We start from the raw sequence: 14,044 nt of genomic DNA on the forward strand, positions 1-14,044 counted from the left end.
CGAAGATGTCCTGCGCTCCTGGGAGCGGCGGTATGGGCTCCTCACGCCCCAACGCACGGCCGGTGGGTTCCGTCTCTATGGAGACGACGACGTTCAGCGGGTGCGGACGATGGTCTCACTTCTCTCAGGCGGGCTTTCCGCCGGAGACGCCGCACGGCACATCCTGGAGACGAGCGTTCCTGCGGCAGCGAACGGAAGCCTGCCATCAACCAACGCGGTCGTCGAAGAACTCCAGGGACGCCTGCACGGGGCACTTCGCGGATTCGACGACCACGCCCTGGAGGCTGCCATCGATGCGGTCCTCGCGGCGCTGGACCTCGACACCGCTATCCGCGACGTGTTCATCCCGGCGCTGAAAGCCATCGGCGATGACTGGGCCGCCGGCACCGTCTCCGTGGCACAGGAGCACTTCGCCGTGAATGTCTTGAGGGCGCGGCTGATGGCGCTGGCGCGGGGCTGGGACCAGGGGCTTTGGTCCGCGGGCGCTCCTGGCCTGTCCTCCGGACGAACACCACGACGTCTCGCTGGTGCTGTTTGGCCTCGCCCTTCGTCGCCGCGGCTGGAGGATCACCTTCCTTGGTGCAAATACGCCGATCGCAGACATTACGGCGACGAGCAGGAAGCTCGCACCCGAATTAGCGGTGCTGTACGCCTCGGACTGGCGCGCCTACGAACCCATATTCCCGGAACTCAAGAGCTATGCAGGACCGGCGACCGCCCTCGGTGGCGCGACTTCCGGCACAGCCGTGGAAGCGACTGGATGGCGCCACCTGGACGGCGACCCGGTCGCAGCAGCAGACCAGGCAACGCGGGAGTTCCAACCGAAACGACGAAACTCGACGGTCGCTGAGACCGGCGACGGCACCGCGGGTTGACCCGCGCCGGGCGGCCAACCGTGGGCCCGGCACCCACATCCTGAACCTGGAGTAAACCCTTGCTCGAACTCTTCGCTCTCTCCGCAGCCGGCATCGCGGCCCTGATGCTCGGGACCTGGGTCCTGAGCCTCTTGCTGCGCAATGCGAGCATCGTCGACATCATCTGGGGCCTCGGGTTCGTTCTCGTGGCGGTGATTGGCTTCGCCTTCGGCGATGGATACGGCCCACGAAAGGCGCTGATCACGGGAATGACCGCCGCCTGGGGACTCCGCCTGTCGATCTACCTGTTCTTGAGGAACGCCGGAGCGGGTGAGGACTTCCGATACAAGCGGATGCGCGCGCACTACGGACCGCGATTCGGACTCATTAGCCTGTTCACGGTTTTCGCGCTGCAGGGAGCCCTCATGTTTGTGGTCTCGCTGCCTGTCCAGGTGGCGCAAGCCGCCGGCCCAGACCACCTGACCTGGCTCGACGGAGCCGGGGCGCTCGTCTGGCTGGCGGGGCTCCTGTTCGAGAGCATTGGCGACTGGCAGCTTGCGCGCTTTAAGGCCGACGCCGCCAACGCCGGCAAGGTGATGGACCGAGGTCTCTGGGCTTGGACTCGCCATCCCAACTACTTCGGTGACAGCCTGGTCTGGTGGGGGATCTTCGTGGTCGCGGCGAGCGAACCCACTCACCTCTGGGCGATCGTCGGGCCAATCGTCATGACCATCCTGCTCGTGCGTGTCTCGGGAGTGGCGCTCCTCGAAAAGACGATCGTCCGGCGGCGGCCCGGATACGAGGAGTACATCGCGAGGACCAGTTCGTTCATCCCTCGACCACCGCGGCGCACGCCCGGGGAAACCGCCACAACACCGCGGCACTAGGGCCACCGGGAGCATCGTGATGACAACCCATTCGCCAGCGGTCGTCTGGTTCAGGCGGGATCTTCGCCTCCACGACCACGCGGCGCTGACTGCGGCCGTGTCCAGCCACGACAAGGTCGTCTGCCTGTTCGTCCTCGATGAACGGCTGCTCTCCGGCAGGGGGAGTTCGCCCAATCGGGCCTGGTTCCTGAAGGAATCGTTGACAGCGCTCGCGAACGAGATCGCATCGCGCGGCGGGGAGCTGGTCGTCGTCCGCGGGCGGCCGGAGCAGACCGTCGTTTCCGTTGCGAAGAGCGTGGACGCTTCGACCGTCGTCATCAGCCGGGACTACAGCCCCTTCGGCCGGAACCGTGACCAGATGGCAAGGCGGGCGCTCAACCAGCTTGGGATCGGGTTGGAGGAGTTCCCGGGGCTGCTGGCCGTCGAACCTGAGGATGTGACGCATCCGAACGGCGGAGCGTTCTCGGTCTTCGGCGCCTTCTACCGGCGATGGGCCCAGGTCGCGCGCCGCCCGGTGGCGCCGGCGCCAGGGCGGATCGCAACAGCCGTCACGCCCTTCTCCTCGGAACTCCAGGACTGGAGGCCGGAGCGACCCGACGGCACGCTGCTCAGCGGAGGCGAGTCGTCGGCCCTGAAGCGCCTCGACAATTGGGCCCGCGACGGACTGGAGAACTATTCGCGCGATCGGGACCGGCTGGACCTGGAAGGGACGTCGAGGTTGAGCCAGGACCTGCGCTTCGGATTGGTCTCGCCGAACCAGGTCCTCGCACTCGCGGAGAACTGCGACGACCCGAAGTTCGTCAAGGAAGTGGCGTGGCGCGAGTTCTACACGCACCTCGCATGGCACCGGCCGCGGGTCCTGCGGAGCCCGTTCCGGGCGGAGTACGCCGGCCTTCCATGGCGTGAGGACGGGGAGTCTCTCGCGGCCTGGGAAGGCGGCCGCACTGGCTTCCCGGTCGTCGATGCGGCGATGCGGCAACTCGTGGCGACCGGATGGATGCACAACCGGGCGCGCATGGTTGCGGCTTCGTTCCTGACAAAGAACCTCTTCATCGACTATCGGAACGGCGAACGATTCTTCATGCGCCACCTTGTGGATGGCGATGTTGCCGTAAACAACGGCGGCTGGCAGTGGGCCAGCTCCACCGGGACCGACGCACAACCCTACTTCAGGGTTTTCAATCCTGTCCTACAGGGCGAGCGGTTTGACCCGTATGGCACGTACGTTCGGCGCTGGGTCCCTGAACTCAGCAGGGTGCCACTGCGGTTCCTGCACAAGCCATGGACGATGCCGGACGAAGTACAGTCCGCATCGGGTTGCCTCGTTGGCCGCGACTATCCCTCGCCAATCGTTGCGCCGGAGGGCGCGGTGGAACGGGCCCGGGCGTTCTTCGCCCGCGCAGGCGAACGCTAAGGCTCCGCTCGGACGCCGCGCCCAGACGCTGAACGCCGAAGCCTGTATCTTGCGTCCTGCTCAAACGCACCGGGAGTGGCATTTCTTGGCCTCGGCGCTCGCCGGCATCCGCGTCATTGATATCTCGACCTCGGCGAGCGGGGCGTGGTGCTCGCGGATGTTGTCCGGCTTCGGCGCTGATGTCGTCATGCTCGAGGGGCCGGCGGGACACCCAATGCGGCACGAGGCGCCGCTCGATTCGTCCGGTGAGAGTATTCCGGGCGCCTACTTCCTGGCTGGCAAGCGCAGCGCCGTGTTCGACCTGCATGCCGACGGGGCGGCAGGACGGCTGCTGGCGCTCTCGGAACAATCCCCCGTCGTTGTCTCCAGCCTCCGGCAACACGAATGGGAAGCACTGGGCCTGCAGCCATCTCAACTCGGCCAAGGAAACGCGGTGGTCGTCCATATCACGCCATACGGGATGACTGGCGAACGCGCGGCGCTCCCTGGGAACGAGCTCACCGTGGCTGCCCTCTCCGGCTGGGCAGCGCTCAACGGAGAATCCGCCCGCGCGCCCCTGCGGCCAGTGGCCCACCAGGTGGCGATGTGCACTGGCACGCTCGCTGCCGCCACGGTGGTGGGCGCTGTCATCGAGCGCGAACGAAGCGGCGGGCGTGGCCAGGAAATCGATATCGCCGAACTCGACGCGATGGTCTCCGCTGGCTCGCCCAACGTCTTGCGCGGTCAATACACGGGCCGTTCGACGCCGCGCCGGGATGGCGTCGATATCACGACCGGGCCGGTGCCGGTCGCGGATGGCCACTTCGCCCTGACAATCTCGCGCGCGCACTTCTGGCGCGACGCCATGAACGTCCTCGGGCTAGACGACCTCGCCGAGGACCCGCGCTGGGAAACGAGCTGGTACCGCCAGGCGCACAGAGAGGAATACGCGGGGCGAGTCAGTGACGCCATGCGCCAGTGGTCGAAAGCCGACCTGTTCGAGGAACTCGCTGCCCGGCGCGTCGTCGCGGGACCTGTGTTGACGATGGACGAACTCAGCACCAACCCGCACCTGGCGGAGCGCGGCTTCTGGACCGAACTCGACGGAGTGACACAACCAGGCGCACCGTTCAAGCTGTCGGCGACCCCCTGGGTCCTTCCTTCCCGGCCGAGGCCGAACGCCGCAACCCGGGATCCCGCCGGATGACCGGGCCGCTCACGGGCATGCGAGGGATCGTGCTCACCCAGGCGTGGGCGGGTTCGTATTGCACCGAACTGCTTGCGTTCATGGGCGCCGACATCATCCAGGTGGAGGTGCGGAAACGCCCCGATTCATGGCGCGGGACCTACGACGCACCGCTCGCCGAGCGGCTTCGGCAGGTCGAAACGGCCCGTGAGGCATGGAACTGCAACTACCTCTACAACTCCGTGAACCTCAACAAGCGTTGCCTGACGCTCGACCTCCAGACGGAGGCCGGCGCGGCGACGTATCGCCGGCTGCTGCCGTTGACGGACTTCGTCGTCGAGAACTTCTCGCCGCGCGTGCTGGGCAACCTCGGGTTTTCCTACGAGCAGATGGCTGCCGTCCGGCCGGGGGTTATCCTCTGCAGCCTCTCGGCGTACGGCCACGATGGCCCCTGGGCGAACATCCCCGGAATCGGCGGGACTATCGAGCCGACCTCCGGTCTTTCGGCGCTGCTCGGGTATCCGGGTGGACCACCAATGAATTCGGGGATGATGTACCCCGATGCTGTCGCAGGCCTCAACGCCTTCGCGGCGATCATGGCGGCAATTCGTCATCGCAACCGCACCGGCGAAGGCCAGTACATCGACCTTTCGATGCAGGAAGCGAACCTGTCGTTCGCAGGCGAGGCAGCATTGGAATTCCTCCGCACCGGACGTCAGCGAGAGCGGATGGGCAACCGCCACCCGCAGTTCGCCCCGCACGGCATCTACCGCTGCGCAGGCGAGGACAAGTGGATCGCTATTGCGAGCGAAAGCGACGCTCAGTGGACGCGACTCATAACAGCCCTCGGCTCGCCGGTCGCCCTCAGCGATGGCCGGTTCGAAACCAAAGCACTCCGCAAGGCGAACGAAGACGCCCTCGATGCTGCTATCGAAGGAGCCACTCGGTCGGAGAACTGCGAGGAGTTGGCTGCGCGGCTCTGCTCTGCCCAGGTGCCAGCGGCGGCGGTGCACGATGGGATCGAGGTCGCCCGCGACCCGGCTCTTCATGAGCGCGGCGTCATCGCTCCCGTCCGCCACCCGGAAGCAGGCGAGTGGATTCAGGCCGTCATCCCGTGGCGCTACTCGGGCATTCAGAACCCGCCGGTCCGCCCGGCCCCGCGACTCGGGCAACACTCCGCCGAGGTGCTGGCCGAGCTGCTGGGCATGCCGGAAGAAGAATACGAGAGGCTTGTGGCGGCGGGCATCAGCGGCGAAGGGCCGCCAGACTAGGAGAAATCATTGAGCAACTACTCCCAGATCCTGTACGAGGTCGCCGACGGTATTGGCACGATCACGCTGAACCGGCCAAAAGCGCGCAATGCTCAGAGCCGCATCCTCATTGAGGAGGTCGACAGCGCCTTCGAGCGAGCTTCGAAAGACACCGGCGTGCGGGTCATCGTGCTCAAGGGCGCAGGCGACAATTTCTCAGGAGGGCACGACCTCGGCAGCCCTGAGGAACTGGCGGACCGGGAACTGCGGCCCATCGGCGAAGGTCTTCGCGGCCGCTATACGCGCTCGTGGGACATGAACATCGACCCCACGCTGCGCTGGCGAAACGTGCCAAAGCCAACGATAGCGGCGATCCAGGGCTACTGTATCTTCGCGGGCTGGATGGTGGCTTCAGCCTGCGATGTGATCATCGCAGCGGACGACGCGCTCTTCTTGCCGACGAACTTCCAGTACTTTTCCGTCCCGTGGGATATCAGTCCGCGCAAGGCGAAAGCGATCCTCTTCGAAAGCCGTCTCGTCGATGCGGAGGAGGCTGAGGCACTCGGCTTCGTGAGCTGGGTCGTCCCGCGCTCCGCCCTTGACGCGGAGGTCGCCGCCTATGCCGGTCGGGTCGCGGAGAACGACCCGTTCCAGCTGCGCATGATCAAGCTCGCGATCAACCAGGCGCAGGAGGCCCAGGGTTTCACGAGCCACATCTACGGGGCGCATGCGCTCCACATGCTCTCGTCGACGGGCGAGGCCGACCCGGGCTACGCGCTGAAGAAGCCGGGCGGCAAGCGCCGCCCAATGGTCCAGAGGGCATTCGAAAACTACGAGCTGCGGAAGAACCGGGGCGCTGCGGAATAGCGTGAGGCGCGTCGCGCCGGGCGCATGTAGTCCCGGGGACAGGCGCGACCCGGCTATTCCTTTTGCAGGATGTGAACCACGCAGACGGAGCCCGCGCCCATCATGTGGGCGAGGCCAAGCCGCGCACCTTCGACCTGGCGCACGCCGGATTCGCCGCGCAGCTGCTGCGTCACGTCCCAGATCTGGGCCAGCCCGGTGGGCCCACCGGGGTGGCCGCGGCCAATGAGCCCGCCATCCGTAGAGAACGGAATTCGCCCGCCGATGGTCGTGGCGCCTTCGGCAACCAGCCGGTCGCCTTCGCCGTCAGGACAGATGCCGAGCAGTTCGTAGTACATCAGCTCTTCGATCGGGAACGCGTCGTGGACGTGGACCAGACTCAGGTCGTTCGGACCAACACCAGCCTCTTCGTAGGCAAGGTTTGCGGTGATCCGGGTCGACTCCGAAGGTCCGACAATCGCGCCGAGGAAGACATGGCCGGGCTGGTAGCGTTCGGATTGCATCTGGGAGGCGATGACCCTCACGAGCGGGCGCCCGTTTGCCAGCCGCAGAGCGACTTCGCGGGTTGCAACGATGGCGGCGGACGCGCCAGCCCCGGCGCCGCAGGCCATCATGGCGGTGTGCGGGTAGGCAACCATCGGCGAGGCGAGGACGGTTTCAGGTGTGATCTCCTTGTCCGCCTGGCGCTCGGCATACTTGTTGAAGCGGGCATGGTTCCAGTTCTTCGCCGCTATCTTCGCGAAGGTTTCGACCGTCGTGCCGTTCTCGTGCATGCGGCGGACGGCCCAGAACGCAAAGAACGCGGCGGGCAGCAAGTTGGTGTCCATCGTTGGGCGGCGGGGTCCGCCCGCTGCGGCCATGTTGCCAAGGCGGCCGTCGAAGGCGATCGCCATCGCCGTTTCGCTGCTGCCTCCCGCCACAGCCATGACGGCCTCTCGGAACGCCGAGGAGCCGGTGGCCGAGGCGTTCTCGATGTGGACGACCGGGAGCCCCGTTAGGCCGAAGTCCTTGGCGAAGGTCACGCCGTCGAGCATGTTGCCGCCGATGTAGCCGCTGTAAAGCGCGCCGACATCGCGGAAGGAGAGGTTCGCGTCTTCCAGTGCCGCCATGCCTGCGGTGTAGTGCATGTCGCGCCGGCTCACATCGTGCTTGCCATAGCGGTGCATGCCCACGCCGACGACATAGACATCCCGTCCCATGCTCACTTCGAGCCCTCCATGACGCGGAATGCGATCGTGCAGAGGTCATTCCCCTGATCGTCCTTACCGACGGACCGGGTCACCAGCCGGACCTTCTGGCCAATCTTCCAGTCACCCATTTTGCCTTCAAGTGGGGCCTGGATGCGCACACCCTCCGGCAGGTCCACCTGGACGGCGCCGAAGCCGCCACCGGTGTCCATCTCCATGCTGCCGAGCCAAGGCAGCATGACGAACGTCCACGAATAGATCTCGCCCTCGGTCGAGAGTTCGCAGTCTTCGACAGCTTCAAGGGAGATCGGGCATCGCTTTCGCCGCGGCCAGAAGTATGTGCTGGCGGCGGGACTGTAGGAGCCCAGGAGCACGGGCGCTGCATCCGCCTCCGGCGGGATCCGGAAGTAGCCTTCTTCGACGGGAACTTTCACGGGGTGGTAGGGCCTCCACGCTGGTGATTCAGGTGAGTCGAATCGTCGCATCGGTGACGGCGGGGTACAACTGCCGCAAGGTCGCCGGCAAGTTCCCTCCGGCCCCGGCGACCGCTCAACGCGCGTCGAATGTGTCTGCGAACGCGGCGAGGACCTCCGCGACCTCCCGTGGCCTGGCAGAGGGAATCTGGTGGGCAACGCCGCCAATGGTTTCGAGCCGCGCGTGCGGCAGCCGTGCAAGCATCTCGGCGGCAGCCTCCGCGGTGAGGACATCGCTCGACTCCCCTCGCACGAGGAGCACCGGGCAGGTGATCGCCTCCCAGAGCGACCACAGGTCCAGGCGGGCGTCGCGACCCTCGGCCAGCTGTTCGAAGAAGTGACGGGCGATTGCCGGGTCGAACCAGGCGCCTCCTTCGCGATAGCGCGAAACCCAGCCGGCTATCCGTCGCGAGCCCGGCGTCATCTCGGCGTGAGGGTAAGCATCGATGACGACCACCCCGGCGACGCGCTCCGGCATGGCGGCGGCGGCGATCGTGGCTACTCCTCCACCCATTGAGAACCCGGCCAGTAGGCAGTGGTCCACCCCCAGCGCGTCCAGGGCGAGGGCGAGATCCGCGAAGTGCTGATCGCCACCGTAGGCTTCGTCAGCGGCCCAATCGCTATCGCCGTGCCCGCGCGCATCGAACGCGAGGAGGCGGCGGCCGGCGAGATGGAGAGCCGTCCGCTGCCAGTCCGCGCTCGAACCAGTGATGCCATGGAGAAGGACGATCGGGAGCCCGTCGCTCGATGGGTTCCACTCGCGGTAGGCGAGCGTGAGGCCGCACCCCCGGACGCGCCCCTCGGAAGGAAGGTGCGGGCCGTGGACGCCCAACGCCGGATTTGCGCTCATGGCCGGCGCGGCAACCGGACCCGGGCGGTGCAAGGCATCAGGACGGTACCAGCGGCGTCTTCCTCCCAAACTTGGAGGGAGACCTCATCGCCGCTGATTGAGGTGACCTTGCCTCGGAAGGTCAGGTCGCTTTCAGGGAAAGCGCGACCGCGGTTCTGCCAACCCATCGCGACGAGCCGCCCTCCCGGTCCGGCCCAATCGACCACGAACTGGGAAAGCCACGCGCCCTGGAGCGGGCCGTGCACGAGCACGTCGGGGTGGCCTTCAACGGCTGCATACTCGCGGTCGTAGTGGATCCGGTGCGGGTTGTTGGTCGCGGCGCTGAAGAGGAAGAGTTGCGCGCGGCTGGCGTTCTTCACCATCGCCGGCATTGCCTCCCCTACGGACACGTCTTCGAGGTAGCGCTGCGCCGTCATCGGGCGATGCTCCGGCCCACGGCCCGGGCGACGACAGCGCCGTCCTGGTTCGTGTAGGTGGTCTCGGTCATCTGAAGAACGAACGGCCCCGAGCCTCCAGACTTCTCTTCAAGTGACTTCAGCCGCGTCTCCGAGGTAATGGTGTCACCGGCGAAGACCGGTTCGAGGAATTCCCACTCTTCCCCGCCGAACATCACGCGCTTCACGTTGAGGGTCACGCGCTTCCCTTCACCGCGGTAGAGCCCGTCGGCGCGCAGATCATCGAGGGGGCGGGGCGGATTGAGCGCCCAGGCGAGCAGCACGGGCGGCACCAGCGTCGTGCGGTAGCCCGCTGCGCGAGCCGCCGCTTCGTCGAAGTAGAGCGGGTTTCTGTCGCCCGCTGCGAGCGCGAACCGCTGGGCATCGCGCGAAGTGATCGTGCCAGTCACCGGCTCGCTGAGACGCTGGCCGATCATCGCCAGCGTCTCCTCGGGAATGAGCGTGCCCACTGTGCTACCGGCCCGTGAAGTGCGGAGTTCGCTTTTCGAGGAAAGCGGCGACGCCTTCCTTGAAGTCGTCCATCGCGAAGAGGGCCTGCAGATGCACCATCAGGTGATCGACCGTCGTCTCGTAGGACTCTTCGAGGCCCTGGCGCATCATGCGCTTGGTGGCCTGGACGGCGGCGGGGGCGTTCACGCAGATCTCTTCGGCCCATGCCTTCGCGGTGGACATGAGCTGGTCGTGCGGGACCACTTCGTTCACGAGGCCGACTTCCTTGCACTGCTGCGCGTTCAACGTCTGTCCTCGGAAGAACATCTCTGAAGCCTTCGCCCAGCCGATAAGCCGCGGAAGCAGCCAGGAACCGCCACTTTCGGGGAGCAGGTTGCGCCGCGCAGTGACTGCGGCGAGTTTGCCGTTCTCGCTAGCGATGCGGATGTCGCAAAGCAGCGCGAGGTCCATACCGTAGCCGGCGGCGGCGCCGTTCAGGGCACAGATGACGGGCTTGTCCATGTTCCAGAGGACTGTTGGCGGCGAGTTCCGCAGGTCGAACAGTGTTCGGGCGGCGGGTGTCCTGCCGGAGCGTGCATCCGGGTTGTTGTCGACCAGGTCGAGGCCAGAACAGAACCCGCGCCCAGCACCGGTCAGGATGACACAGCGAATCTCCGGGTCCCGGTTGGCCTGGGTGAGGAGGCGGGAGAAGTCGGCGAGCATCGGACCGCTGATGGCGTTCAGGCGCTCCGGGCGGTTCAACGTCAGTGTGAGGATGTGGCCATCCTGTTCGGCGAGGATCTGGTCCGTGGTCGTTTCGTAGGTGCGGGCCTGGGCGAGTGTCATCGTGCGGTGGCTCCGAGATTTGGTGCCCGGAATGTAGCACGCCGCAAGCCGGGAGATCGCAGGCAGGCTAGAACTCGAGGATGGCTCGCCCGGTAATCTGTCCACTCTCGAGGGCGTGGACGGCTTCGTTGATCTCGTCGATCTTGAAGCGACGGGTCACGAGTGCATCGAGGTCCAGATCGCCTTCGGCGTACCAGCGCAGGAACATGGCGAAGTCCCTGTCAGGCCGACAGCTGCCGCCGATGCTGCCCAGGTACTTCTTCTCGTTGATCAAGAGGTCGCGGGCATCCAATTCGACCGGTGTGGTCGGGACGCCGACGAGCACGGCCGTGCCACCCGTGCGGCTTCCGAGCACTCCGTTCCTGGCTGCCGGGAGTATCTGCTCCATCGTCTTCCGGACGCCGATGCAATCGAAGGCAAAGTCCGCTCCGAAGATCGGTGCGCCGGCGCCGTCGGTCTTCCTGGTCAACTCGCGGATCGCGGCTATCGGGTCGACGCGGGAGGCGTTGACGCCGTGAGTCGCGCCAAACTTCATCGCGAACGCCAACTTCTCGTCATCGAGATCGACGGCGATGACCGGGTCGGCATCGACGACTTTCGCGGCGGCGATCGCGCTCAGCCCCACTCCGCCGACACCGAAAACGGCAACGCTCTGACCCTTCTGGACGCCGGCGGTGTAGTAGACGGCGCCGGCGCCCGTCATGACGGCGCAACCGATGACCGCGGTAACGTCCTTCTTGTGACTCCCGGGAGTGCGGACCACGTATTGCTCGTCGGCCACGGTCACGTCGGCCCAGGTGAACGAGCTCGTCGTCTTTGCGATGGAGCCATCGGCGAGCTGGAGGTCCACGCCATCCGGGCGGCGGCTGGCATGCTCGCCATCCCGCGGCACCCACGTGACCATGACGTCGTCGCCCTCTTTGACGTGGGTGACCTCACGACCTCTGGCGACCACGACGCCCGTTGACTCGTGTCCCAGGATGACCGGCGAGGTACGAGGCCGGTGGATCTGGTGCAGTTGCGAGTGGCAGACGCCGGAGGCGTACTGCTTGACCACGACCTGGTATGGCCCGGGGTCTGGAATACGTACGGCTTCGACCCTTAACGGGTCGCCGGTTGTTTCGGGGACTACCACCACGCGGGCATCGGTCGGCATCCTGGCACCTCGAGGAGAAGTGGCCGGATTCTACGGTGCGGACCGGCGGATTGCTTCCGGCACCCATACGAGCCGGGCAACGGTACCATCGAACCAGACGATGGCGGCCTGTCCGAAGGTGCCGGCGGCGGCTACCGCCTCTTCGAGCGCCATGCCGAAGACGGCGAACGAAGGCTCGAAGTGGGAGCCATCGCGGCTTCGCGCACGGGCAGTAGCGGTTTCGTGCCCGGCGCGGGCGAGTTCGGCGGCGAGGCGCTGGTTCGCGGCTTCGTTCGCTTCGGGGGTCGGTCGGTGGTGCCCGGGGTTGTAGGCCGTGATCAGGGCGAATGGCCGCCCGGTGAGCTGGGGAATGGCCTCCCCGATTGTGAAGACGAGGCTGCCGTGCCGGAAATCGACCTCGTACTCCGCGTTGAGGTAGGCACTCTCCAGCGACTCGCAGCGGTCACTCATCGTTTGACAGCAATGCTACCTTGCTTGAGTGAGCGGAAGCGCTTCTCCCGGACACGACCCCCTGACGGACCGCGCGGCGGCCCTGCTCCACGAGCTGGACTCCCACAAGTCGGACGAGCCGCGCCTCGCCGAGCCGATGGAACGGCTCACGGCCCGGATCATCGACGCATGTGTCTGGCTGGCGGCCGGGACACTCTGGTCCATCGCGGGGTTCTACCTGGACGCCTGGTACTTCCCGGACCCCGTAAGACAGGTCGCCGATCCATCTGGGACGTTGACATGGCAGCGCGTGGAAAGCGTTGCACCGGCTGTGGCCTGGGGCACCTTCATCGGGCTCATCCTGACGGTTTTCGCGATCGAGGCGATTCCAACGGCACGCACGGGCTGCCACTTCGCGAAGCGTCGACTGAGGCTCCGGGTGGTTGGCCCCGATGGCCGACCGCCGGGGTTCCGCCGCACGACGATACGTTGGGCGGTTTGCTGGCTCCCGCTCGCGATCGTGTTCTCTCTTTGGAGCATGACCCTGGGGTCTGGGGCTGGATTCCTGTTCATGGCCGCCCAGTTCGGGGCCGCCGCGATCCCGGGGGCACTGTTCCTTACGGAAGACCATCGAGGTTTTCACGACCGCATCGCCGGTACGACGGTACTTGCGGAACGCTAGACGTAGCACTGCGTTGCAGGAAGAACCTGCCGAACCTTCTAGCACGATGACCGGGATAAACCCTGATTTCCTTTACGAAAACCCGGCCAATCCGAGACTCGCGCAGCGCCGCCTCGCACGCACCGAGGCGACGATCGTCCTCCTCCAGACGGCAGTCGCGGCGGCGTACATCGCCGGCGCATACACCGGGCTGTTCGACGTTTCTTCACCCGCTCGCGAAATCACTTCCCTCTGGCTCTGGCTCTACCACGTCTGCGTCACCGTCTACTCCTTCCAGTACCGCGTTCGGGGCCGCACGGTGGGGTGGATCGAACCGCTCATCCCCCTGTTGGACATCTCCTGCGTTACTTCGGTCTACATCGCCCTGGGCGATCCGGTCTCCCCGGTGTGGGCCGCCTACCTCTACGCGCTCATTGGCTATTCGCGCCGTTACGGCGGAATCGCCTTCGTCGCCGTGTCTGGCTACACGATCACCAATCTCCTCGTGGGCTGGCTTGCGATTGGGAACCCCCATCCCGAGCAGTTCTTCGTCATGGTGGTGCTCGCGCTGGCGGTAATGGCCCTCTCTTACACGATTTCCGACAGCTGGCGAGAAGCCGAACAGCGCGCCCGGTTTCTCGCCGAAACCGATTCCCTCACTGCCCTGGTGAACCGCCGGACGTTCTTCGAGCGCCTGGAAGACTCCGCCCAGGCGCCGCTGAGCATCCTGATGCTCGACCTGGACCACTTCAAGCACCTCAACGACGAGTTCGGCCACATCAAAGGGGACGAGTTCCTCAAAGCTGCAGCCCGGGCGATTCAGTTGAGCATCCCGGCCAGTGCGATCGCTGGCCGGTTTGGCGGGGAGGAGTTCATCGTCGGCCTCCCGGGAGTAAATGCCCACCAGGCCGCCGTGATTGGCGAGTCGATCCGGCGGGCGGTCGCCGCGACAACGCCGACAACGGTGTCGGTCGGCTGCACGGCAGTCCGGCCACTGGAGACCATCGACCAGGCCATCCGGCGAGCCGACGAGTTGCTCTATGTGGCCAAGCGCCAGGGTCGCGACCGCGTGGCGGGGGACACCATCGAGCGCTTCGCCGCATGAACGGCGTCTCGCGGGACTT

At 66.1% G+C, this 14,044-nt stretch carries 17 protein-coding genes; 8 read left to right on the forward strand and 9 right to left on the reverse strand.

Features of this window, described 5'->3' with window-relative positions; all coding sequences use genetic code 11:
• Window positions 1-205 precede the first annotated feature (205 nt).
• Window positions 206-409: a hypothetical protein gene (locus IPG14_RS02175; protein ID WP_343390756.1), complete on the reverse strand. Its 204-nt coding sequence runs from the start codon at window positions 407-409 to the stop codon at window positions 206-208.
• A 118-nt stretch (window positions 410-527) separates the two neighbouring features.
• On the opposite strand from IPG14_RS02175, the gene IPG14_RS02180 reads away from it, so the two are divergent.
• The 6 genes from IPG14_RS02180 to IPG14_RS02205 all read left to right on the forward strand — a co-directional run bounded on the left by IPG14_RS02180 (window position 528) and on the right by IPG14_RS02205 (window position 6,437).
• Window positions 528-875: a hypothetical protein gene (locus IPG14_RS02180; protein ID WP_343390757.1), complete on the forward strand. Its 348-nt coding sequence runs from the start codon at window positions 528-530 to the stop codon at window positions 873-875.
• Window positions 876-934: 59 nt separating this feature from the next.
• Window positions 935-1,741: a DUF1295 domain-containing protein gene (locus IPG14_RS02185; protein ID WP_343390758.1), complete on the forward strand. Its 807-nt coding sequence runs from the start codon at window positions 935-937 to the stop codon at window positions 1,739-1,741.
• 19 nt (window positions 1,742-1,760) lie between these two features.
• Window positions 1,761-3,155, forward strand: a complete 1,395-nt coding sequence (locus IPG14_RS02190; RefSeq protein ID WP_343390759.1) for a deoxyribodipyrimidine photo-lyase — start codon at window positions 1,761-1,763, stop codon at window positions 3,153-3,155.
• 85 nt (window positions 3,156-3,240) lie between these two features.
• Window positions 3,241-4,341 carry a CoA transferase gene (locus tag IPG14_RS02195; protein ID WP_343384881.1) on the forward strand — a complete coding sequence of 367 codons (1,101 nt, stop codon included), beginning with the start codon at window positions 3,241-3,243 and terminating at the stop codon, window positions 4,339-4,341.
• On the forward strand, window positions 4,338-5,591 hold the full coding sequence (locus IPG14_RS02200; RefSeq protein ID WP_343390760.1) for a CoA transferase: 1,254 nt from the start codon (window positions 4,338-4,340) through the stop codon (window positions 5,589-5,591). The genes IPG14_RS02195 and IPG14_RS02200 overlap by 4 nt, the downstream gene beginning before the upstream one ends.
• A gap of 9 nt (window positions 5,592-5,600) precedes the next feature.
• A complete protein-coding gene (locus IPG14_RS02205) occupies window positions 5,601-6,437 on the forward strand; it encodes an enoyl-CoA hydratase-related protein (protein ID WP_343387933.1) in 837 nt (278 codons plus the stop codon).
• A gap of 53 nt (window positions 6,438-6,490) precedes the next feature.
• On the opposite strand, the gene IPG14_RS02210 is transcribed toward IPG14_RS02205, so the two are convergent.
• The 8 genes from IPG14_RS02210 to IPG14_RS02245 form a co-directional block, all read right to left on the reverse strand.
• Entirely contained in the window at window positions 6,491-7,633 is a 1,143-nt protein-coding gene (locus IPG14_RS02210) for a thiolase family protein (protein ID WP_343391044.1), read from the reverse strand.
• Window positions 7,634-7,635: 2 nt separating this feature from the next.
• Entirely contained in the window at window positions 7,636-8,055 is a 420-nt protein-coding gene (locus IPG14_RS02215) for an OB-fold domain-containing protein (protein WP_343384884.1), read from the reverse strand.
• 115 nt (window positions 8,056-8,170) lie between these two features.
• Window positions 8,171-8,944 carry an alpha/beta hydrolase gene (locus IPG14_RS02220; protein ID WP_343384885.1) on the reverse strand — a complete coding sequence of 258 codons (774 nt, stop codon included), beginning with the start codon at window positions 8,942-8,944 and terminating at the stop codon, window positions 8,171-8,173.
• A complete protein-coding gene (locus IPG14_RS02225; protein ID WP_343390761.1) occupies window positions 8,941-9,360 on the reverse strand; it encodes an acyl dehydratase in 420 nt (139 codons plus the stop codon). The genes IPG14_RS02220 and IPG14_RS02225 overlap by 4 nt, the downstream gene beginning before the upstream one ends.
• On the reverse strand, window positions 9,357-9,848 hold the full coding sequence (locus IPG14_RS02230; RefSeq protein ID WP_343387935.1) for a MaoC family dehydratase N-terminal domain-containing protein: 492 nt from the start codon (window positions 9,846-9,848) through the stop codon (window positions 9,357-9,359). The genes IPG14_RS02225 and IPG14_RS02230 overlap by 4 nt, the downstream gene beginning before the upstream one ends.
• Window positions 9,849-9,852: 4 nt before the next feature.
• On the reverse strand, window positions 9,853-10,674 hold the full coding sequence (locus tag IPG14_RS02235) for an enoyl-CoA hydratase-related protein (RefSeq protein WP_343390762.1): 822 nt from the start codon (window positions 10,672-10,674) through the stop codon (window positions 9,853-9,855).
• Window positions 10,675-10,741: 67 nt separating this feature from the next.
• On the reverse strand, window positions 10,742-11,830 hold the full coding sequence (locus IPG14_RS02240; protein WP_343384889.1) for a zinc-binding dehydrogenase: 1,089 nt from the start codon (window positions 11,828-11,830) through the stop codon (window positions 10,742-10,744).
• Between the two features lie 30 nt (window positions 11,831-11,860).
• Window positions 11,861-12,280: a DUF3293 domain-containing protein gene (locus tag IPG14_RS02245; RefSeq protein ID WP_343390763.1), complete on the reverse strand. Its 420-nt coding sequence runs from the start codon at window positions 12,278-12,280 to the stop codon at window positions 11,861-11,863.
• Between the two features lie 28 nt (window positions 12,281-12,308).
• Here IPG14_RS02245 and IPG14_RS02250 point away from each other — a divergent pair, with 28 nt between their 5' ends.
• Both IPG14_RS02250 and IPG14_RS02255 read left to right on the forward strand, forming a co-directional pair.
• Entirely contained in the window at window positions 12,309-12,941 is a 633-nt protein-coding gene (locus tag IPG14_RS02250; protein ID WP_343390764.1) for an RDD family protein, read from the forward strand.
• A 46-nt stretch (window positions 12,942-12,987) separates the two neighbouring features.
• Entirely contained in the window at window positions 12,988-14,025 is a 1,038-nt protein-coding gene (locus tag IPG14_RS02255) for a GGDEF domain-containing protein (protein ID WP_343384892.1), read from the forward strand.
• Window positions 14,026-14,044: the final 19 nt, after the last annotated feature.

This window comes from Candidatus Amarobacter glycogenicus (assembly GCF_016704105.1).
Lineage (GTDB): Bacteria > Chloroflexota > Dehalococcoidia > Tepidiformales > Tepidiformaceae > Amarobacter > Amarobacter glycogenicus.